Origin of the sequence: Pallidibacillus thermolactis (assembly GCF_025660415.1) — a bacterium.
GTDB classification, from domain to species: domain Bacteria; phylum Bacillota; class Bacilli; order Bacillales; family Caldibacillaceae; genus Pallidibacillus; species Pallidibacillus thermolactis.
This window is the reverse complement of sequence record NZ_JAOUSE010000004.1, coordinates 81,082-101,269: the sequence shown is the minus strand read 5'-3', so window position 1 is coordinate 101,269 and position 20,188 is coordinate 81,082. Positions and strand designations below refer to the sequence as shown.

The 20,188-nt window shown below is 34.9% G+C and carries 16 protein-coding genes; 1 reads left to right on the top strand and 15 read right to left on the bottom strand.

The features are described from left to right. Nucleotides 1–203: 203 nt before the first annotated feature. From OEV82_RS02785 to OEV82_RS02715, 15 genes are all read right to left on the bottom strand, one after another. Nucleotides 204–1,259: a lactonase family protein gene (locus OEV82_RS02785; protein ID WP_263060936.1), complete on the bottom strand. Its 1,056-nt coding sequence runs from the start codon at nucleotides 1,257–1,259 to the stop codon at nucleotides 204–206. A gap of 121 nt (nucleotides 1,260–1,380) precedes the next feature. After that, the gene (locus tag OEV82_RS02780; protein ID WP_263060935.1) at nucleotides 1,381–2,310 is read right to left on the bottom strand and encodes a hypothetical protein; all 930 of its coding nucleotides are present in this window, start codon (nucleotides 2,308–2,310) and stop codon (nucleotides 1,381–1,383) included. A gap of 224 nt (nucleotides 2,311–2,534) precedes the next feature. Then, a complete protein-coding gene (locus OEV82_RS02775; protein WP_263060934.1) occupies nucleotides 2,535–3,608 on the bottom strand; it encodes a C45 family autoproteolytic acyltransferase/hydolase in 1,074 nt (357 codons plus the stop codon). Between the two features lie 144 nt (nucleotides 3,609–3,752). Beyond that, the gene (locus tag OEV82_RS02770) at nucleotides 3,753–4,760 is read right to left on the bottom strand and encodes a siderophore ABC transporter substrate-binding protein (RefSeq protein ID WP_263060933.1); all 1,008 of its coding nucleotides are present in this window, start codon (nucleotides 4,758–4,760) and stop codon (nucleotides 3,753–3,755) included. A gap of 209 nt (nucleotides 4,761–4,969) precedes the next feature. Then, nucleotides 4,970–5,746, bottom strand: coding sequence for an iron ABC transporter ATP-binding protein (locus OEV82_RS02765; protein ID WP_173657693.1), 777 nt, complete (start codon nucleotides 5,744–5,746; stop codon nucleotides 4,970–4,972). Next, nucleotides 5,743–6,699, bottom strand: coding sequence for an iron chelate uptake ABC transporter family permease subunit (locus tag OEV82_RS02760; protein ID WP_263060932.1), 957 nt, complete (start codon nucleotides 6,697–6,699; stop codon nucleotides 5,743–5,745). Before OEV82_RS02760 ends, OEV82_RS02765 begins: the two co-directional genes overlap by 4 nt. Further along, complete coding sequence (locus tag OEV82_RS02755) at nucleotides 6,686–7,642, bottom strand: ABC transporter permease (protein ID WP_173657695.1); 957 nt, start codon at nucleotides 7,640–7,642, stop codon at nucleotides 6,686–6,688. The genes OEV82_RS02760 and OEV82_RS02755 overlap by 14 nt, the downstream gene beginning before the upstream one ends. A gap of 315 nt (nucleotides 7,643–7,957) precedes the next feature. After that, nucleotides 7,958–8,749: a putative hydro-lyase gene (locus tag OEV82_RS02750; RefSeq protein ID WP_407672724.1), complete on the bottom strand. Its 792-nt coding sequence runs from the start codon at nucleotides 8,747–8,749 to the stop codon at nucleotides 7,958–7,960. A gap of 83 nt (nucleotides 8,750–8,832) precedes the next feature. After that, a complete protein-coding gene (locus tag OEV82_RS02745; RefSeq protein ID WP_263060930.1) occupies nucleotides 8,833–10,026 on the bottom strand; it encodes an NRAMP family divalent metal transporter in 1,194 nt (397 codons plus the stop codon). Nucleotides 10,027–10,222: 196 nt separating this feature from the next. Continuing rightward, a complete protein-coding gene (locus OEV82_RS02740) occupies nucleotides 10,223–10,993 on the bottom strand; it encodes a LamB/YcsF family protein (protein WP_173657698.1) in 771 nt (256 codons plus the stop codon). 12 nt (nucleotides 10,994–11,005) lie between these two features. After that, nucleotides 11,006–12,010 carry a 5-oxoprolinase subunit C family protein gene (locus OEV82_RS02735; protein WP_317634296.1) on the bottom strand — a complete coding sequence of 335 codons (1,005 nt, stop codon included), beginning with the start codon at nucleotides 12,008–12,010 and terminating at the stop codon, nucleotides 11,006–11,008. Further along, nucleotides 12,007–12,717 carry a 5-oxoprolinase subunit PxpB gene (pxpB, locus tag OEV82_RS02730; RefSeq protein WP_173657700.1) on the bottom strand — a complete coding sequence of 237 codons (711 nt, stop codon included), beginning with the start codon at nucleotides 12,715–12,717 and terminating at the stop codon, nucleotides 12,007–12,009. Before pxpB ends, OEV82_RS02735 begins: the two co-directional genes overlap by 4 nt. 370 nt (nucleotides 12,718–13,087) lie before the next feature. Further along, nucleotides 13,088–16,183: an AAA family ATPase gene (locus tag OEV82_RS02725; protein ID WP_263060929.1), complete on the bottom strand. Its 3,096-nt coding sequence runs from the start codon at nucleotides 16,181–16,183 to the stop codon at nucleotides 13,088–13,090. Between the two features lie 22 nt (nucleotides 16,184–16,205). Further along, a complete protein-coding gene (locus tag OEV82_RS02720; RefSeq protein WP_263060928.1) occupies nucleotides 16,206–17,402 on the bottom strand; it encodes an exonuclease SbcCD subunit D in 1,197 nt (398 codons plus the stop codon). 241 nt (nucleotides 17,403–17,643) lie between these two features. Beyond that, nucleotides 17,644–18,300 carry a DUF4652 domain-containing protein gene (locus OEV82_RS02715; protein WP_263060927.1) on the bottom strand — a complete coding sequence of 219 codons (657 nt, stop codon included), beginning with the start codon at nucleotides 18,298–18,300 and terminating at the stop codon, nucleotides 17,644–17,646. A gap of 294 nt (nucleotides 18,301–18,594) precedes the next feature. Between OEV82_RS02715 and gntK the strand changes: the two genes are divergently transcribed. After that, nucleotides 18,595–20,133, top strand: coding sequence for a gluconokinase (gntK, locus tag OEV82_RS02710; RefSeq protein ID WP_263060926.1), 1,539 nt, complete (start codon nucleotides 18,595–18,597; stop codon nucleotides 20,131–20,133). The last annotated feature ends 55 nt before the right edge of the window (nucleotides 20,134–20,188 follow it).

Genomic DNA, 20,188 nt, shown 5'->3' with positions numbered 1-20,188 from the left:
AATTTCGCACGAAAATATAAAAATGCGCACGCGTTTTATAGGTTTTCGCACATAAATTTTCATTTTCGCACGTTTTTTTCGAATTTCGAACAGTTTCCTTAAAATTTCGCACAAAACCATTAACAATAATGCGAAATTTTACAAGAATCTTAGATAATAAGTCAATATTGCTCAGTTTCATTCTCATTTTTAAAAAAATGTTATTATTCGTGCAAAAAAGCCACACAAACTGGGGAAGGAACTTTAATAGTATTATCGATTAGTGTTAAACGCCCAGATTCAGTGTCACGTTTATAAAGGACTAAGTTCCCACTTTCTTGGTTTGAACCAATTACATATTCTTCAGTTGGGTCGAATTGGAAATCCCGTGGCCAATTTCCTCCTGACGAAGTGTACTCAATGAATGACAACGTACTGTCCTCTTCATTCACTTTAAAACTTGCAATACTATTGTGACCGCGATTACTTACATAAACAAAACGGCCATCTTTTGTTACTCGAATCGCAGCACCTTGACTATTTTCTGTAAAATCTTCTGGTATCGTCGAAATATATTGTAGCTCTTGAAAAGTACCTTCCTCTTGATTATATTGTAATACAATAACTTCATTACTTAATTCTGTCATGCAATATGCAATTTTTCCATTTGGATGGAAAGCTAGATGTCTTGGACCAGAACTAGGACGAACTGTTAGTTTACTTACTTCTTTCAACTCACCACTCGAAACCTCAAATGTAATAATTTGGTCAATTCCTAAATCGACAGCAACGACATACTTTTCATCCGGTGTAAACTGTGCATAATGGGTGTGTGGTTTTTCTTGACGATCTTTATTCGGTCCATTTCCGGCAAATTGTACTACAGACTTACGTGGTTTTAAAGAACCATCATGATTCGTTTCAAATAATTCGACTGAACCACGATGGTAATAAGCAGCTAAAACTTTTGAATTTGTACGATTAACACCAACATAACAAGGAGAGGAACCCTCTGTCATTTGGCGATTCAACTCTTGTAACTTTTTCGTTTCTTGATTTATGGCATATGCCACAAGGCCACCTTGGTCAACATCTGCCCCTACGGCATATAAATAGTGATTGTCTTCACTAATGGTAACATAAGTAGGATTTTTCACTTCAGCAACGAGTTCGATATCGGTAATTTGTTCTTTTTCTTTGTCAAAGACAAAGGAATAGATTCCTTTACTGTCTCCTTTCGTATATGTACCAATAAATCCGTTAAATTTCCTTTTGCTCATGTTGTAGTCTCCTTTCTATGAAATTAACTATATTGTAACCGATTTTGCTTGTGAAAAGAATATAAATATAACTGCTTAAAAATATACACCTTAACCATTAACAGTTAAGGTGCAATATGAGTTAAGACTTTATTTTTTCTTGTTTTTCCTTCTTAACTTCAACGTCCTGTATAAACTCATCAAGTGATTGTCTTTCTGAAGTGTTAAAAAAACGAGTAATATGTGATGTCGTTTGTTTAAATCCTTTTTCAATTTTTTCAACAATGACACCTGCACGCTCAAAAATAACCGAACGTAAATGATCTAATTGGCGGAGAATTTTATCCGTATATGCTTCTTGCGTTTCTAAACGGTTTAAAATCCCTGATTGATAATCTCCTTGTTCTTCCATTTTCGATGTTAAATGCTTTTGATTTTTATCTAAAGATTGAAACATCTCAAGCAACTCTTGTTGAGCCTTTTCAATTAATTGAAGTTGCTCCTTAAAAACATTTCCTAAAGCTGCAAGGTCCTTCATATTTATCCGTATTTCTTCTTGATTGAAGTTACCTTGTTCTAAATGCTTTTGGTGAGTCGCTTGTTGTTCAATGATTTCTGTAAAATATGCTTGGATTACGTTGCGTAAATATTCTTGTTCTGACTCTATTTTTTCAAACAGTTTCTTAATATTTTCATCTGTTTCATTATGGTTATTGAAAAGATGCTTTAATCGTGTGACTACTTCTTCATGAGATTGACTTTGTTCTTTTAAAAGCAAATCTAATGTTTCTTTTATATTCTTGTCAGAACTTGCTTGTTCTACTTGTTTATTTTTTACAATTTGTACAGATGAATTAATATCTTGTAATTGCTTGGAATGCTTGTTGCCGTATTGTTCAACCATCTGATTAATTGAATGAATCGACTTATTAATATTTTTATTTATATTTTTTTGTTCAGTTAAAAGTTTCTCTAGAAAGTCAACTCGATAAACCTCTTGATGTTTCTCTGGAATCCTTTGTTGACTTTGAAAGACAGTTGGATGCTTTTTTATATTGAAATAAAGTCCCATTTTCCATATCTCCTTAAAATCATTCCTGTTTTAAGTTATGCAAAGAAAATTTATTTTGGGACTGAAGAAATAATTGGAAATCAATTCATCCTTTAAAACGATAGCACCGCTACTGTTTTTTGAAAGAACGGCACTATTGAATATTTATAGCCTATTTCCGTCTTAACTCTATTCATGATGTTGATCAACAATGAATTTAAATTTAAACTCTTCGTGCCTGGCCATTACTTTCTCTTGCTCCAATCCGCCCCTTCATCTAAATGGACAAACGGAATATCCGTATCAACCTCACCATAAATTTTTTGTAACTCAACATCCTCACCAATTAGCCACTTGCCAAAATCAATTTCCGTAGGTTCTTGGTCACCACCTAATGCAAACCAAGCTTTCATTGCTTTCGGAAAATAAGCTGACGTATGAATTGTCCCTGCCCACGAACCATATAAATCAGAGAAAACACCTTTATCTGTATCATTTAATAAACGAAATGCTTCCATTGCTCCTAATCGACCGGCTTTTTGTTGTTCTTTTTGAATAACTTCCAAACGACGCTTTGAATCTTTTAAACTGAATCGATTTTCCTCTTTCATAATTTCAAAATGATTCGTACAAGCCATCGACTGTCGAACGACAACGTTTCTAGGAGATGTTTCAATCATGTAAGTCCTTCCTGAGCGGTCAGAAACGATATAGGTAAAGGAATGACGATGCGGGATTTCTTTTAATAGAGATATGGCATCCTCAACATCGGCACATGTTTCTAAAATCAATCGACCAATCATATTACAAACAAAACCGTCTCCCGGATTTTTTCGATTCATAAAATTATAACCCATCGCCAAGCCTTTTTCATTTAAACCGTCCATCCGTCCGGTAATTTTTTGACTTGGACCTATAATTGCCAATCCACCATCCGTTGGTTGGAAAATGGTAAAACGTCCATCATACGTTTTCGGATGGTAATCATAGTTTCGTACGATATAATCATCACCTGTTACAATGGAACATCCTGATTGAAAATAGTTGACGCGATACCCACCAAATTCACGTAACACTCGTTCCATTGGCCATTGTAAGGCATCCTTTAATCCTATAATCTCTTCCCAAATTTTTGGTGCAAAGCGAGTAATTGCACGCTTTACCTCCTCCTCAGGAACGGTAAAACGTGGTTTTCTTACTTTCCACTGTTGTTCACGATTTTTAAGTGTCAGTGAATTTTTAAGTAGTGTTCCTTGTAAATATCCGAAATCATAATGAGTTCCACGAAATTGAATCACATCACTGTAAATTTGTCTCATTTGTTTACTCCTTGTCATATATCTTTTTGTATCTACATTCACTATTTTACATAACTTTTTCATTATAAAAAAACGCTTGGTCTTATCGAGCCAAGCGTAAACGGGGGGTAAAATCGACAACAGAATACTTGTAAAGGTATTCAATTATTTTAATTCAGCTAAAATCTCATCAATTTTCTTCATTTCAGATTGTAATCCGCCACCGGCTAAGTACCATAGTGGACCATCTAAGTAAACAATACGATTGTTCTTATAAGCTGTTGTTTTTTGAATAATTTCATTCTCCAAGTCTTTCTCAATATTTGAATCGCCACCAACAGCAGCCGTACGATCAATAACAAACAATACTTCGGGATCAAATTCTAAAATAGCTTCAAATCCAAAGTTAGAACCGTGGGATGACGCTTCAATGTCTTCAGTAACTGGCGTAAATCCATATACATCATATACATATCCAAAGCGTGAATTGGTAGCAAAACCTGATAATTTACCTTCGTTGTACATTGTAACGAGTGAAGTATCAAAGTTTCCAGCTAATTCATTAATTTCTTCTAAAGCTTCGTCAAATTTTGCAACATACTTATCAGCTTCTTCTTGTTTATCAAAAATTTGTGCTGCAATATCTACAGATTTTAGGAATGTATTCCAGTAATCATCCTCTGTTGCACCTACAAATAAAACGTTAGGTGTAATTTCTTTCAATTGGTCATAGAAAGTGGCTTGACGACCTGAAATAAAAATGACATCCGGTTCTAAAGCTGCAATATCTTCTAATAATGGTTCTTTTAACGTACCAACACTTGCATATTCATCAGAATTGTATTTCTCTAAGTGATCAGGTAATGTAGAATCTTTTGCTACACCTACTATGCCTTCAACACCTAGTGCATCCAATGTATCAAGAAATCCGTAATCAAAAACAACGATACGTTCTGGCATTTTTTCTAATGTAATGTCATCAAATTGAGTTGTTTCGCCTCCATCACTAGAATTGGTCTCAGATACCGTTGGTGATACGGTCATCGGAAATGCACCATTGCTTTCTGTTGATTCTGAGTTGTTATTATTTTTGGAGGATTGATCCTCGGAACTGCATGCTGCTAATACTAGTAGCATGGCTAACAGAATCATGGAAAACTTGAACTTTCTCATAGGTATTTCGCTCCTTTGTTGTTTTTTATGAGAATGAGAATCATTTTCAATTAATATTATAAGATGATCATTTACAAACGTCAATATATTTTTATCCAATTTTTAGCAATTTAAAGAGAAGTTAACGGTTACATTTTAAATTTTTAAAAAACGCCTAGAGAAAATAATCACAATCAATTATTATCTCTAGGCTTAGTTAGAAACTAATATTAGTTTGCGTGAGTATGGGAATTAAAATACACACAAATGCGGCAACCATTCTGTTCATGAATTGGGATATCCATATCATAGATCTCTCGTAACGCTTTTGAATTAATAATTTCGTGGGTTGGTCCATCTTTCACAAGTTTTCCATTTTTCAAAGCAACAATACGGTCAGAATAGACCGAGGCAAAGTTTATGTCATGCAATACAATCACAACTGTTTTCCCTAATTCATCCACTAGTTTGCGTAAAATTTTCATAATTTGAACGGAATGTTTCATATCTAAATTATTTAACGGTTCATCTAGTAAAATATAGTCAGTGTCCTGAGCAATAACCATGGCAATAAAGGCCCGCTGTCTTTGACCACCAGATAATTCATCTAAAAATTGATCTTGCATATCTGTTAAATTCATATACTCAAGGGCTTGGTTAACAAACCTTTCGTCCTCAGCATTTAATCTTCCCTTTGAATATGGATAGCGTCCAAAAGAGACAAGTTCACGAACGGTTAAACGAACATTAAGATAGTTAGACTGCTTTAAAATTGATACTCGTTTTGCAAAACGATCTGATTTCCATTTTTTCACACTCGTCCGATCAAGTAAAACATCGCCTGTATCGGCATCTAAAAGACGACTAACCATCGAAAGAAGTGTTGATTTTCCAGCTCCATTTGGCCCAATAAAGGACGTGATGGTCCGCGGTTTTATTTTTACCGTCACATTATCAACAACCGTCTTTTTACCAAATCGTTTTGTTAAACCCTTTATCTCAATCATCTCGCAGCCCTACTTTCTTTTAGTAATAAGTAAATAAAGTAAATGCCCCCAACAAAATTTATAATGACACTTAATGTGGTTCGTAGCTCAAATACATGTTCAAGAAGAAACTGTCCACCGACTAATGCGATCACACTGATTAAACTTGCTCCCAAAATTAATATTGTATGCTTATAAGTTGCAAAAAATTGATATGCAAGATTCGCTACAATTAAGCCTAAAAATGTAATCGGTCCAACTAAAGCTGTAGCAGTGGCAATTAGTACTGATGATAAAATAAGAACAGTCATCATCATTCGATCATAATTTATGCCAAGGTTTATGGCATTCTCGCGCCCTAAATTCATTACATCTAATTTATGCATGATTAGGAATCCATAAATAAAGGCGATGAAAATAATTGCAGCAGCGACTAATAGTAAATCACCATTTACCTTGCTAAAGTTAGCAAATAATAAGCTTTGTAAACTTAAGTACTCGACGGGATCAATGAGGACCTGTAAAAAGGTTACTAAATTTCCCAATAAGGTACCTAAGATCATTCCTATTAACAATAGGAGAAAAATTGGATATTTATCTGCTCGAAATAGAAACCGATAAAGTAATAAAGCAAATAAGATCATGGCGAGTATCGCTATAGCAAAATTTAAGTATTTATTAACAACCCATATTGATGTTGCCCCAGCAAAGAAGAAAATTAAAGTTTGGACAACTTCATACATGGAGTCAATTCCCATTACAGATGGCGTTAAAATACGGTTTTGCGTAATCGTTTGAAACACAACCGTTGAATAGGCGATGGCAATTCCAGTAATGACCATAGCACCTACCTTTATCATCCGTCGAGGGAAAGCATAGTCAAATCCACCTTTAATATCATAAAATCCATAGAGTAAAATAAAAATAATAGCAACGATGGCTAGGATGATCAATTTCGTACTATTTTTTCGCATATGCTCTCCCCCTAAATAATAGAATTAAGAAGATCACACTGCCAATGACTGCCACGGTTACGTTTACCGGTATCTCATATGGGTGGACAACCACACGACCAATAATGTCACAGGTTAATAGAAAGACAACACCAAGTGCCATTGTATGTGGAATCGTCTTACGTAAATTGTCTCCCATATATAGTGATACAATATTCGGTACGATTAAACCTAAAAAGGGAATCACACCAACGGTAAGCACGACAGTCGTTGTTATCACGGCTACGATAATTAAGCCAAGATTTAGTACGAATCGATAACTTAAGCCTAAATTTTTCGCAAAATCTTCACCCATCCCAGCCACTGTAAATTTATTCGCATATAAATAAGCAATGATTATTGCTGGTATCGCCACATATAATAGTTCATAACGACCTGCAATAATAAGCGTGAAGCTCCCCATTAACCAAGAAGTAATATTTTGAAGGATATCTGCTTCATAACCAAAAAAGACAGTAATGGAGCTTAAAATATTACCGTACATAATTCCGATTAATGGTACGAAAATGGCATCTTTAAATTTAATTCTGTCTAGAATTTGCATAAATACAATTGTTCCGAGTAAAGCAAAGGCAAAACTAAAAATAACCTGCTGGATAAAAGTAGCATTTGTAAAACATAACATCGAAATCATTATCCCCAACCTTGCCGCATCTAAAGTTCCGGCTGTCGTTGGCGATACAAATTTATTCCGACTCAAACTTTGCATAATCAAACCTGCAATACTCAAGCCTGCACCAGCTAAAATAATCGCCATTAATCGAGGGACACGACTAATTAAAAAAACTTGTGTTTTATCAGAATTCAAGTCTAGTAAATCTGATGGTTTAATATCAATTGCTCCGATAAATAGAGAGATTATCGATAGAACAATTGCTGTGAGTATTAGTATCCAAAGTCTCATATCAATATCCCCGTAGTTCCAATATTCTCAATTATTCATTGATAATGATTATCATTGTAGATTTAAATTTATTATATTAAAAAACAACAGAAATAGCAATCATTCTTTTGAAATCGGTACCAATTCCAAAGGCAAATTTTCTCTCCTTTTCTATTCTAATATTTATTAAATTAAACATTTATAGATTACTTTTCTACTTATATAGTAGAACCTTTCATGACTTTCGAAAAGTTTTTTGATTTAAATCCCCTTTATACAAATCAAAAAAAGTGCTGAATTTTTCATTATCCAGCACTGCACTGTTGGTATTAATTATTACAAAATCGAAAATTGTTCATTTTTTAAATCCGTGATAAACATATGACCAGGTGAATGAGTAATCATGATTTCTGGTTTAACATACATCGCGATTGCTTGAGGTGTTACTCCACATGCCCAAAAAACAGGGACTTCACCTTTTTTTATTGGAACAGCATCTCCAAAATCAGGTTGATGAATATCTTTAATACCGATCGTTTCTGGATTACCTATATGTACAGGTGAACCGTGAACGGATGGAAAACGACTGGTAACTTGCACAGCACGGATTGCATCCCTTTCTGTCATTGGTCGCATACTAACAACCATCGGTCCTTCGAAAATTCCAGCTTTTTCACATTGAATATTCGTTAAATACATCGGTACATTGCATCCTTCTTCAAGATGTCGAATTGGTATTCCATTGTCCATTAACGCCTGTTCAAAGGTAAAGCTACAACCAATTAAAAATCCAACCATATTTTCATTCCATAAATCAATTACGTCAGTCCGTTCCTCAACAAATTTCCCATGTTTATATATTCGATATTTGGGGATTTCTGTTTTTACATTTGCATTAGGTGCAGCTTGTTTTGGAGCATGCTCTCCAGGCTCAACTACATCAATAATTGGACACGCTTTGGGGTTGCGATTACAAAATAATAAAAAGTCAAAGGCATATTCTTTAGGGAGAACTGCTAAATTTGCCTGAATATACCCTTTTGCCATTCCTGCCGTTGGCTTCGTCCACCTTTGTTCACGTATCATTTGTCGTGCTTGCTCTGGACTTAATAATACTGGATTAGTCAAGGGTTCTCCTCCTTCCTTCGAATGAACGAAATGATTTTCCATTCATGATGCAAGTAACCTCAAAATTTTACTTTTAAAAAATATTACTTAAATAATTGTGGAATTCCATTTATTAATGAGTTTAATCCCATAATTGACATTGCAATTACAATTATAATTCCAAATATTGTCAACCATAGTGGGTGCTTATAGTCACCAACAATTTTCTTACGATGTGCAGCAATAAGCATAACACCTAAGGAGATAGGCAAAATCAGTCCATTTAATGAACCCACTAGTACAAGAACTTTAGCTGGTTGACCAATAGAAACAAATACAATGGTCGAAATAAGAATAAATGTGACAATAACCCAATTATAATTATGATTTATTTTTTGACTGAATGTCCGAATAAATGAAACGGATGTATAAGCACAACCTACTATAGATGTTACTGCTGCAGCCCACATAATAACCCCGAAAATTTTATATCCCATATTACCTGCTGCAAGTTGGAAAACTGAAGCGGCAGGGTTTGACGGATCAAGAGCTAGACCTTGTGCAACAACAGCTAAAGCAGCTAAAAAAAGTACAAAACGCATGATTGCAGTAACACTGATACCTGTCACCGCACTTTTTCTAACTGTAGAAATATGCTCTCTTCCTTTAATTCCTGCATCAATTAATCTGTGACCTCCGGCAAAAGTAATATACCCCCCTACTGTACCACCAACGAGAGTCACAATTGCCAAGAAACTAATTTCATCTGGAACGAAAGTCCTAACTACAGCTTCACCATAAGGTGGTTTCGCAGTAAACATTACGTAAAGCGTTAGGGCAATCATGACGAAACCCGCAATAAGAACGAAACGATCCATAATTTTACCTGCTTCTTTAATAACAAAAATCCCAACCGCAATAAGTGCACTGATTATAGCTCCAACTTCAGGTGAAATGCCGAAAATAACATTTAATCCAAGACCAGCACCACCGACGTTTCCAATATTAAATGCTAATCCTCCCATAACCATAAGCAATGCAAGAAAATAACCAAGTCCTGGTAAAATATCATTTGCAATATCTTGAGCACGTTTTTCGGAAACTGCAATAATTTGCCAAACATTCATCTGTACACCAATATCAATAATAATTGAAATAAAAATGGCAAAACCAAAGTTTGCCAATAGCTGTTCGGTAAAAGTTGTTGTTTGTGTCAAAAAGCCTGGACCAATAGATGATGTAGCCATTAAAAACGCGGCACCCAGCAACACACTTCGTTTAGCTGTATTTTTTACCATAACATCCACCTATCTCTAATATTCTATTTTTTTAAAAAAAGGCTGCCCAATATTTCATAAAAATGAGTTTGATTGGGGGTTGGCTGCTCGAAATATGCGTTTTTTTGCCAACAACCTCCAAAGTAAACGTAATGGAAAACCCAGCATACGAATAATAGATTTTTTAATCAATGAGATTTATGTAACAATGATTCTTCTAGTTTAAAAAGTTACTGATTTTTGTAACTTTAATATCAGCATCTTCTAGACTTTTCGTAATATATTTAGCAAAATCAAGGGCGTTAATACCATCACCGTGTATACAAATTGTATCTGCTTGAATAGCAACATCAACACCTTGTAATGATTGAACTTTTCCCTCTTTAACCATTCGGATAACTTGTTGGACTGCTATTGTATGATCCGTTATTAATGCATTTTTTTCCCTTCTTGATGTAAGTGATCCGTCTTGTTGATACGTACGATCAGAAAACACTTCATTTGCTGTGCGCAAGCCAATTTTTTTACCAGCTTTTACTAGTTCGCTACCTGCTAATCCAAATAAAATCATCTCAGGATCCACTTTATAAACCGCTTCAGCAATGGCTTCAGCAAGCTGGGCATCTTTTGCAGCCATGTTAAATAGGGCACCGTGTGGTTTGACGTGTTGAATTTTACCGCCTTCAGATTTCACAAAAGCATATAACGCACCAATTTGGTATACGACAATATCATAAGCCTCCTCTGGAGATAGATTAATTTCTCTCCTACCAAATCCAACTAAATCTTGAACACCAGGATGGGCACCGATACCAACATTTTTTTCGAGTGCCATCTGAACAGTTCGCTTCATAGTAGATGGATCACCTGCATGAAATCCACAGGCGATATTGGCACTTGTTACATAGTCTAAAATCTCTTCATCTCGTCCAAGTTTATAAGAACCAAAGCTTTCTCCCATATCACAGTTAATATCAACTGTATACATATCTCATTCCTCCTAATTGAATTTTAATTGAATGCCATTTTTTATCTCATTTATATACTTTTCTCTTTCCATATACAGATAATGGGCTTCTGTTAAGGATATTTCTGAAAAGCAAAGTTTCTCTCCCGGTTTTGCTTGTGCAATAATAGGTAAATCCACTTGAATGACTTGTCCAATTTTAGGGTAACCACCGGTCGTTTGACGATCAGCAAGAAGGATGATAGGATTTCCATCGGGAGGAACTTGAATCGTTCCAAAATTAACAGCTTCTGAAATCATCTCTTGCTCAGTTGCTAAAGTTAATTTAGCCCCTTGTAATCGATATCCCATCCTGTCCGATTGGTTTGTAATTGTATATGGGGAACGAAAGAAATGTTTTTGACTTTCCTCAGTAAACCAATCATATTGTCGCCCTCGAATTACACGAATTTCCTTTATATTCTTATGTTGAGTTGCGGTTAAGCGTTTAGGATTAACTCCCCATTTCGATTCAAAATAGCCATTTTTTACCTGTTTACTAAGTGAGGAACTGATTTTTTTGGCTAAAATACTATAGTGTCCAACGGACAATTGATCACCCGTTTGCAAAGCTGAGCCATTGAGCCCACCAATACCTGCCCTTAAATAAGTGGATTTACTATTTAAAACCTTATCAATCTTAAAACCTCCTGCAACTGCTAAATATGCGCGACAGCCATTTCGACATGCACTAAATTTTAATTCACTATTTTTCTTAACATAAATTGGTCGCCATAAATGAACAGGAATTCCATTAATTGTTGCCGATAAATCCCCTCCACAAATTGCAATAAGTGCATCTTCTTGAAATTGAAATGTTGGACCAACTAAAGTCATTTCAACAGTCGGCTCATTTTCATCATTGCCAACGAGAATATTCGCAATGCGATGGGACGTCTGGTCCATTGCCCCACTAACAATGACACCGTACTTTTGAAACCCACATCTCCCTAAATCTTGTATTATTGTCAATAGTCCAGCTCTTTTTACTGTTATCATAGTAATTCATTCTCCATCTTGACGTATTCTTCATAACTAATCGGTGTAAATTTTATTTTGTCACCAGCCATCAGTAAAGTTGGTGGATTATTTTCAGGGGTAAACAGTCGGATAGGTGTACGGCCAATTAATTGCCAACCACCTGGGGTCTCAATTGGGTAAATGCCAGTCTGCATCCCAGCAATTCCAACGCTTCTTTCAGGGATCTTTAAACGTGGGGTTTTTCTTCTTGGAGTTGCAATCTTTTCAGACATACCTCCAATAAATGGAAAGCCTGGTGCAAATCCAAGCATATAAACGATGTATTCACCAGATGAATGGATTTGAATTACTTCTTCTGGTGTTAGTTGATTATATTCAGCAACGACTTCTAAGTCGGGACCAAAATCTCCACCGTAACAAACGGGGATTTCAATATTTCGAGGCTCATTTTCATCACCAATCGGTATTTTTAGTAATAATTTCTTGATTTCTTTACAAACATATTCGTATATATTCTCAGTACCGAATGTTGAATAAATATAATAAGGTTCATAATAAATGGTAAGCGTTGTAAAAGCTGGAATATATTCAATCATCCATTCGGGAGGATTATCATTTAAAAACTTGGCAATCCCTTTGATTTTTTGGTGTGTTTCTATGTTTATTTCCTTACCTAATTCAATAAGAACCGCATTTTCTCCCAACGGATAACAATTATATTCCAATTAATTCCCTCCCTCTGTGTTTCAGTACTTTTTTAGACATAATTTGAAAAAATAATATCCTTTTAATTCAAAGGATAAATTATATTGAAAAAGATTTAAATTTTACAAAAATAAAAGGTGAACTGATTATCTAGTAGATATTTTCAGTAAACTCAAATAAAATAATTGTGTATATTCTAAAAACATAGAATATAATTATTTTTCTTGTATTATATATGAAAACTTTTTCAAAATCAACATTGAATACTGAGTTATAGAACATTGTTTTCACTATATTCGATTAGATCTGAATCTTAAGAAACAAACTCTATGAAATCAAACAGGACCACGTAGATTTCAAAATAATCTCTGTGGTCCTGTTACTTATGGTTTATTTTATTATGAACTTCGTTTTACTAATCCCTTCTTTCATCTTATAAACTTCTAAAATAGCCGGGATTGCATTTTTTAGCTCTTGAACGTGAGAAATGATACCAATCATTCGACCGGTTTTTTGTAAATCAATTAAAGTATCAACAGCCTTCGTTAAAGATTCCTCATCTAACGAACCAAATCCTTCATCAATAAACATCGTATCAATTTGTACCCCGCCTTGATAGCTTTGGATCACATCAGACATTCCTAAGGCCAAAGATAGAGATGCATTGAATTTTTCACCGCCGGATAATGTTTTCACATCACGAGTTTGACCAGTGTATGCATCATATACATCAAGACTTAGACCACTTTGTTTACCTCGTGCTTCTTGTCGTTCACTACGTTTTAACACGTATTGACCATTGGACAAACGACTTAATCTTGCATTGGCCGACTTTAATATTGTTTCAAGAAATTCAATTTGTAAATATCGTTCAAAAGAGATTTTCTGATCATTTTGACCGCGAATCACATCATATAGATCGGCGATCATATTTTTCTTTTTTTCTAAAAGAGCTACTTGCTTATCGGATTCACTAATTTTTTCTTTTAAATCATGGATATGTTTTAAATATTGTTGTGATTGTCTTACATTTTCTTTTAATTGTTCGTATTCGGACTTCAGTTGTTCAAGTTTTGTTCTCATTTCATTTATATCTACTTTTTGCTTACCTTCTAATACGAGTTGTAGTTCTTTTACTTGTTGCTCCAATGTAGCGATATTTTGATAATACTGATCGATTTCCTCTTTTAATTGTTTTTGGGCAGCATCTGTCATCTTTGCTTTACGATAATCTTCTTCCTCCTGGAATCCTGCTTGATTCATTATTCGGATAAACTGTTGTTCTGCTTTCTCTTTCTTCTCACGGCTTTCATTTAATTGTAGTTTAGCATTTTCTAAGTTTGCGTTTGTTTTGGCAGCTTCCTCTTTAGCGGCTTGCAACTGTTGTTGAGCTTGTTCCCAAGCTTCTTCCATTGCCTTTAATTGTTTTTCAGTACGATCTATTTTCTCTTCTAAAACTGAAAGTTGTCGCAACTCCTCAGGAATTTGTTTTAATTGTTCCTGATAGATCGCTTTATTTTTTTCATAAGTCGTATTTTTTTTCTGATATTCTGTCGTAACGGTTTCATATTCAGCTTCTAAGCGAGATAGCTCTTGTTCCAGTTCCTCATGTTGCTGTTTCAACTGTGAAAGTTTATCTTTTTCTTCATTTAAAGAATCGATTTCCGACTTTACTTGTTTACCTTCCAATACAATTTTGTCATATGCTTCTTTTACATAAGCAACATCAAAGCCAATTTTACGCACTTCATTTTCTTGTTCCACAAGTTGCAATTGGTATGATCTATAGCTTGCCTCTATTTCTCGATAAATATTTTCGACTTGGTTAAATTGCTCTTTGGCCATATCCAACTTTTCCTTCGTCGGCACATTTCCTTGGCCTTTCGCTTTTTTCGGATGTTCTTTACTTCCACAAACAGGACAAGCTTCACCATCGTGTAAATGAGCGGCAAGTATGTATGCTTGACCGTTAATCCATGCTGCCTCGAGTGATTGATAGCGTTGTTTTAAAATAAGATATTGTTGTTTTTTTTCATTTACATCATGTTTGAGCTGTTCGATCTGTTGTTGAATTTTAAAATAACGATGTAAAATCGCTACTTGGTTCCGCAGTTCATGATATGTTTGTTGTTTTTTAGGCAATTGTTCTACTTTTTGCTCTAACGCTTTGATTTGTTCATTTAATCTTTGTTTTGTTCCCTTTGCTTGTTCAATTTGCTGAACAATTTTCTCTTTCGTTTTTGCCAATTGATACACCAACGTTTGTTGATCAACAAGGGCTTTCTTTTTTGTATCCATTTGTTGAACGGCAGGTAATAATTCTTGATATCGATTCAGTTGTTTACCGAGTTCTTCTCGTTCCTTTTTTTGATTTTCTTGCACTTTAAAAACTTCTTCTGCTATTTTTAAGTTCGAAACAGCTTTATGGTATGCCTTTTCCGTAACTTCCAACCGATTTAGCTTTACATTCTCATCTTTACGCCATTCATTGACTAGGTTTTCGTAGCTTTCAATTTTACCTGCCGTTTCTGCATTTTGAAGCTGGATTTCTTTTTCCTTATATGTTTGTTCTTTCTTCCGTTCATCTGTTAGTGATTCTTCTTTTTTCTCCAGTTTCGCAAACTCCGCATTCAATGTTTCAGCTTTATGAAATTCTTCCAGTTTCTGATTATAGACTTTCTCGGCTAAAGTTTCTTTTTCTTGCTGATCATTAATCAGCTTTTCATAATGAACCGCTTCATCAACTAGACCTTCTAATACTTGATACGTATTGAAATTTTCTTTTGTAAGTGTATTAAATAATGATGACTCTTCTCGAAACGGTAATAATGCTTGGATATCTGAAATATAACGGTCACGATCTTGTTTTTTTGCATGATACTCTTTTTCGGCCAAATCTTTTTTTTCTTTTAATCGTTTACTAATGAATGTATACTTTTCGGTCTTAAAAATTTTCCGAAGAATTTCCTCCTTATTCTCTGTCTGCGAAGTTAATAATTTACGAAACTCTCCTTGTGGAAGCATAACAATTTGTATAAATTGTTCACGGGTTAAACCAATTAACTGTTCTACCTTTTTATTAATCTCAGTTACGATTTGTCTATCAACACATGGAACTTCTTTGTCCCCTATCTTCTCATAAAACTCTTGCGCATGCCCAGTTTCTGTTTTATTCCCCTTCTTCTTATGCCCAAGCTGTCTTTTGATTCGATAATAATGCCCTCGAAGCTCGAATTCCAATTCGACGGATGTGTATACATTATCTTCAGCAAAATCGCTCCGCAGACCTCTTATATCTCCACTCCTATCCTCACCACTAGCTGAACCGTAAAGTGCAAAACAAATCGCATCAAAAATGGTCGTTTTCCCAGCACCTGTATTACCAGAAATAACAAACAATCGATTTTCTTTTAATTCGGTAAAATCAATGACTTCTTTATCTCGATAAGGCCCAAAAGCTGTCATCGTTAGTTTAATCGGTCTCATAATAGCGCTCCTTCCTTTTCCGTTACTTTGTAGCCGCTACTTCATTTGAAGCTTTTTTCAGTTCTTCACGATTTTCTAGTTCAATTTCTTGTAATATTTCTTTAAAAATTTCTTCCGTCTCTTCCGACACTTCCGTTTGTTTGATTTCTCGATAAAATGCACGGAATAAAGAAAGGTCATCCATTTGATGACGAGCGATACGTTCTCCTTCAAATTTCCTTTGCTGATGATTGGATAAAATTATTTTTCTTTCTACATGCATGGCATTTGGATATACCGAACGAACCTTTTCCATTGGCGAAAGGACAGGAGTTTCATCTAAAAGCTGAACAAAAACATAGTCTTCATTAACCGGATGTTTGAACAAATCATCAATTGTTGTTTCTACTGTCCGCATATCTCGTAAAGGTTGAAGAACCTTTTTCTCAATCTGCACATTTCCCTCTTCGTCTAGTTCAACAATCAAATACCCTTTTTTATGCTTTTCCTCTGAAATCGAGTATTTTAGTGGTGAACCTGCATATCGAATTTTTTGATCTAATACATAGTGGGCTAGATGCAAGTGACCAAGTGCTGTGTAGTGAAATTTCATAAAATGTCTTGCATCCACATATTCTGAGCCACCAATGGCAAGCGGACGTTCCGATTCACTAGTATTTTCCTGTTCTTCACCATACGGGGTAACAAAGGCATGTCCAACAAAAACATGACGGGCATTCGGGTCCATTTTACTTGTTATCGTTTCAATAATTTTTTCCATTGCCTTATTATGGTTACGAATTTCCTCATCTCCATATTCGTTTCGAACAACACTCGGGTCGGTATATGGAACTAAATGAAAATGAACTTCACCAAATTGATCTTGTAAAATAACTGGTTCTAAATCCTTTGAAAATTCACCAACGATATGAAGACCATTTGCTTTCATCATTTTACTGCCAAAATCTAATCGTGTCGGGCTATCATGATTTCCTGCAATAGCAAGGACGGGTGTTTTTAGTTTTAAGGTAATTGTTTGTAACACTTCATCTAACAAATCAACGGCTTCTGTAGGCGGGACAGCCCGATCATACAAATCCCCCGCAATTATGACGGCATCCGGCTTTTCCTCTTCGATAGCTTTAATAAATTGATCAAGGACATAACGTTGATCTTCTGTCATGTATACTCCTTGAACGAGTTTCCCTAAATGCCAATCGGCCGTGTGGAAAAACTTCATATAAGATTTCTCCTTTCCAAGTGTGAACATAATTTTATTTAATAGAATAGCTAATATTCTTATCCATCTTATTTTGAGTGAAACTTCCAAATAGGATCGCCTAAAATGGGAGATACCATTTACAAATGAAATAGACCTAGATTAGTAGATAAAATGATTGAAGAAATGAGTTAATCAAATTACACCCCAGTTCCAATAACAAGGACTGGGGTGACTCTGTTGTTACATGATGTCATTTATTTTATTCCTCTAAAGAAATTTGATTGGTGTAATCTTTATATTCATTCATTCCTTCATCAATATACTGGATACCGCTGTAATGAAGCGTGCCATCTTCTATTTGAAAATCCGTAATTTGAATATCGTCTTTATAATTCGTTAATGCTTCCTTTTCACCCGTTTCAATATCGACACGATAAATGTTTCCTCCAACACTGACTGTTCCATAAGGGTAACCGATAATAACAAGTACATGTTTATCATCTTCCCAAATCACTTTTTTCGGTTTACTTTCGGAATTTCCCTCCACTAATTTCTTTTGGCTACCGTCTTTCAAATTTACTAAAAAAAGATCACTTATTTCTTCCCATTCAAAAGGAGCAAGATAGACAGCATATTCGCCATTCGGTGAGTTTATAGGTTCAGAAGGTTGATTATCAGCCAAAACAATCGTTTTGGTACCTTCTTTTTTTAACTCTAGCGCATTTGTTTCATGATTTAATTCAATATCATAAAGGTCACCGTCATCCTTTTCTTTTTCTGTTGGAGTTTTTTCCTCAGTACCACTTTCATCTTCAACTTGAGATGAATGTTCACCGGAAGAATGTTCTTGTTGTTTAGATGCACATGCAGTTAGTAGAAAAACAATGAATAGAATAAGTAATAATTTTTTTTTCATGTTTCTCCCCTCCAGATTCAATTTCTAGTTTAAGAATAACATATAATGTTTTCCAGTTATTCGTTTTTAAACAATTATTGTTTTTTAAATTTATATTATAGCTTCGATTTCAAAATATGGTTAATAATCATTGTATTTTTTAAAAAGGGTAACCGTTTACATTGTAAAATGTAATAATGAAATGTAAAATAATTACGAGGAATATTTTTTCTCATTCGATATTATATAATGAAATTTTTTTTAATAGTTATCCTTGTGAATCTGTTTTTGACAAAAAAGGAGTGTACATACAACATGGCTAGTAAACGTTATTATATTGGCGTTGATATCGGTACGACAAGTACTAAGGCAGTTTTATATGATGAAACGATGAACGTGATTGAGATGAATTATAAAGGTTATCCATTATATAGTCCTTCTTCATCTATTGCTGAACAGGATCCAGATGAAATATTTCATGCAGTTCTTACGACAATAAAAGAGGTAATGAAAAAGATTGACCCATCTAAAGTTGAATTTGTTTCTTTTAGTTCAGCAATGCATAGCTTGATTGCCATCGATCATAAAGGAAAACCACTCACTCTTTGTATTACTTGGGCGGATACGCGGGCAGCAAAATGGGCGGAAAAAATTAAAAATGAACAAAACGGCCACAACATCTATCGACGGACTGGAACACCAATTCATCCAATGGCACCACTTGCTAAAATTTGTTGGTTAAGAAATGATCATCCGGAAATTTTTAATAAAACAGAGAAATTTATCGGTATAAAAGAATACGTTTTTTATAAATTATTTGGGGAATATATTGTCGACTATTCCATTGCATCTGCCACTGGAATGTTTAACTTAAAGGACTTGAAATGGGATAAAGGTGCATTAGAAGTTGCAGGGATCGGGGAAGAAAAACTTCCAAAGCCAGTCTCCACTACCTTTACTATAAAAGGGATTTATCAATCTTATGCCGAAGTACTTGGTTTACCTGCCGATACACCATTTGTAATTGGAGCAAGTGACGGGGTTTTATCGAATTTAGGAGTGAATGCCATCGATCCTGGTGTAGTCGCAATCACAATCGGAACAAGTGGTGCGATACGGGCTGTTACGAATAAACCGGTGACTGATCCGAAAGGAAGAGTCTTTTGCTACGCACTAACTGAAGATTATTGGGTAATCGGCGGCCCTGTTAATAACGGCGGAGGAACATTCCGTTGGATACGTGATGAACTAGCAACAGATGAAGTTGAAACGGCGAAACGGCTTGGTAAAGATCCGTATGAAATCTTAACAGAATTAGCATCGAAAGTTACACCTGGATCGGACGGATTGTTATTTTTACCATATTTAACTGGAGAACGTGCTCCCCTTTGGAATGCAGATGCGAAAGGTGTTTTCTTCGGATTAGCTCTCCATCATAAAAAAGAACATCTTATTCGTTCGGTAATGGAAGGGGTTATTTTAAATCTGTATACAGTTATGCTTGCCCTTCAAGAAATAATAGGTATACCAAAGAAAATTCAAGCCACTGGTGGTTTTGCTCGTTCTGATTTATGGAAACAAATGCTTGCAGATATTTTTAATCAAGAAGTCAATATACCGGAAAGTTTCGAAAGTTCATGCCTCGGTGCAGTAATTTTAGGGATGAAAGCTCTTGGTAAAATTGATGATTTCTCTGTTATTTCTGAATGGGTTGGTACCACAAACGTTCATATTCCAATCCCTGAAAATGTTAAGATATATGAGGAATTAGTGCCGATCTTCATTCGTGTTACAAGAAACTTGCAAGATGAATTTGGGGAGATTACAAAGTTTCAACAAAAATGGACGAAATAAATTGTTACATAAAAAACGCTTGAATTCATAAGAATTCAAGCGTTTTAACCTTTAT

What these genes read in the sequence shown, in the direction of transcription:
- OEV82_RS02785 (WP_263060936.1), bottom strand. Translation starts at nt 1,259, where the DNA reads ATGAGCAAAAGGAAATTTAACGGATTTATTGGTACATATACGAAAGGA.
- OEV82_RS02780 (WP_263060935.1), bottom strand. Translation starts at nt 2,310, where the DNA reads ATGGGACTTTATTTCAATATAAAAAAGCATCCAACTGTCTTTCAAAGT.
- OEV82_RS02775 (WP_263060934.1), bottom strand. Translation starts at nt 3,608, where the DNA reads ATGAGACAAATTTACAGTGATGTGATTCAATTTCGTGGAACTCATTAT.
- OEV82_RS02770 (WP_263060933.1), bottom strand. Translation starts at nt 4,760, where the DNA reads ATGAGAAAGTTCAAGTTTTCCATGATTCTGTTAGCCATGCTACTAGTA.
- OEV82_RS02765 (WP_173657693.1), bottom strand. Translation starts at nt 5,746, where the DNA reads ATGATTGAGATAAAGGGTTTAACAAAACGATTTGGTAAAAAGACGGTT.
- OEV82_RS02760 (WP_263060932.1), bottom strand. Translation starts at nt 6,699, where the DNA reads ATGCGAAAAAATAGTACGAAATTGATCATCCTAGCCATCGTTGCTATT.
- OEV82_RS02755 (WP_173657695.1), bottom strand. Translation starts at nt 7,642, where the DNA reads ATGAGACTTTGGATACTAATACTCACAGCAATTGTTCTATCGATAATC.
- OEV82_RS02745 (WP_263060930.1), bottom strand. Translation starts at nt 10,026, where the DNA reads ATGGTAAAAAATACAGCTAAACGAAGTGTGTTGCTGGGTGCCGCGTTT.
- OEV82_RS02740 (WP_173657698.1), bottom strand. Translation starts at nt 10,993, where the DNA reads ATGTATACAGTTGATATTAACTGTGATATGGGAGAAAGCTTTGGTTCT.
- OEV82_RS02735 (WP_317634296.1), bottom strand. Translation starts at nt 12,010, where the DNA reads ATGATAACAGTAAAAAGAGCTGGACTATTGACAATAATACAAGATTTA.
- OEV82_RS02725 (WP_263060929.1), bottom strand. Translation starts at nt 16,183, where the DNA reads ATGAGACCGATTAAACTAACGATGACAGCTTTTGGGCCTTATCGAGAT.
- OEV82_RS02720 (WP_263060928.1), bottom strand. Translation starts at nt 17,402, where the DNA reads ATGAAGTTTTTCCACACGGCCGATTGGCATTTAGGGAAACTCGTTCAA.
- OEV82_RS02715 (WP_263060927.1), bottom strand. Translation starts at nt 18,300, where the DNA reads ATGAAAAAAAAATTATTACTTATTCTATTCATTGTTTTTCTACTAACT.
- gntK (WP_263060926.1), top strand. Translation starts at nt 18,595, where the DNA reads ATGGCTAGTAAACGTTATTATATTGGCGTTGATATCGGTACGACAAGT.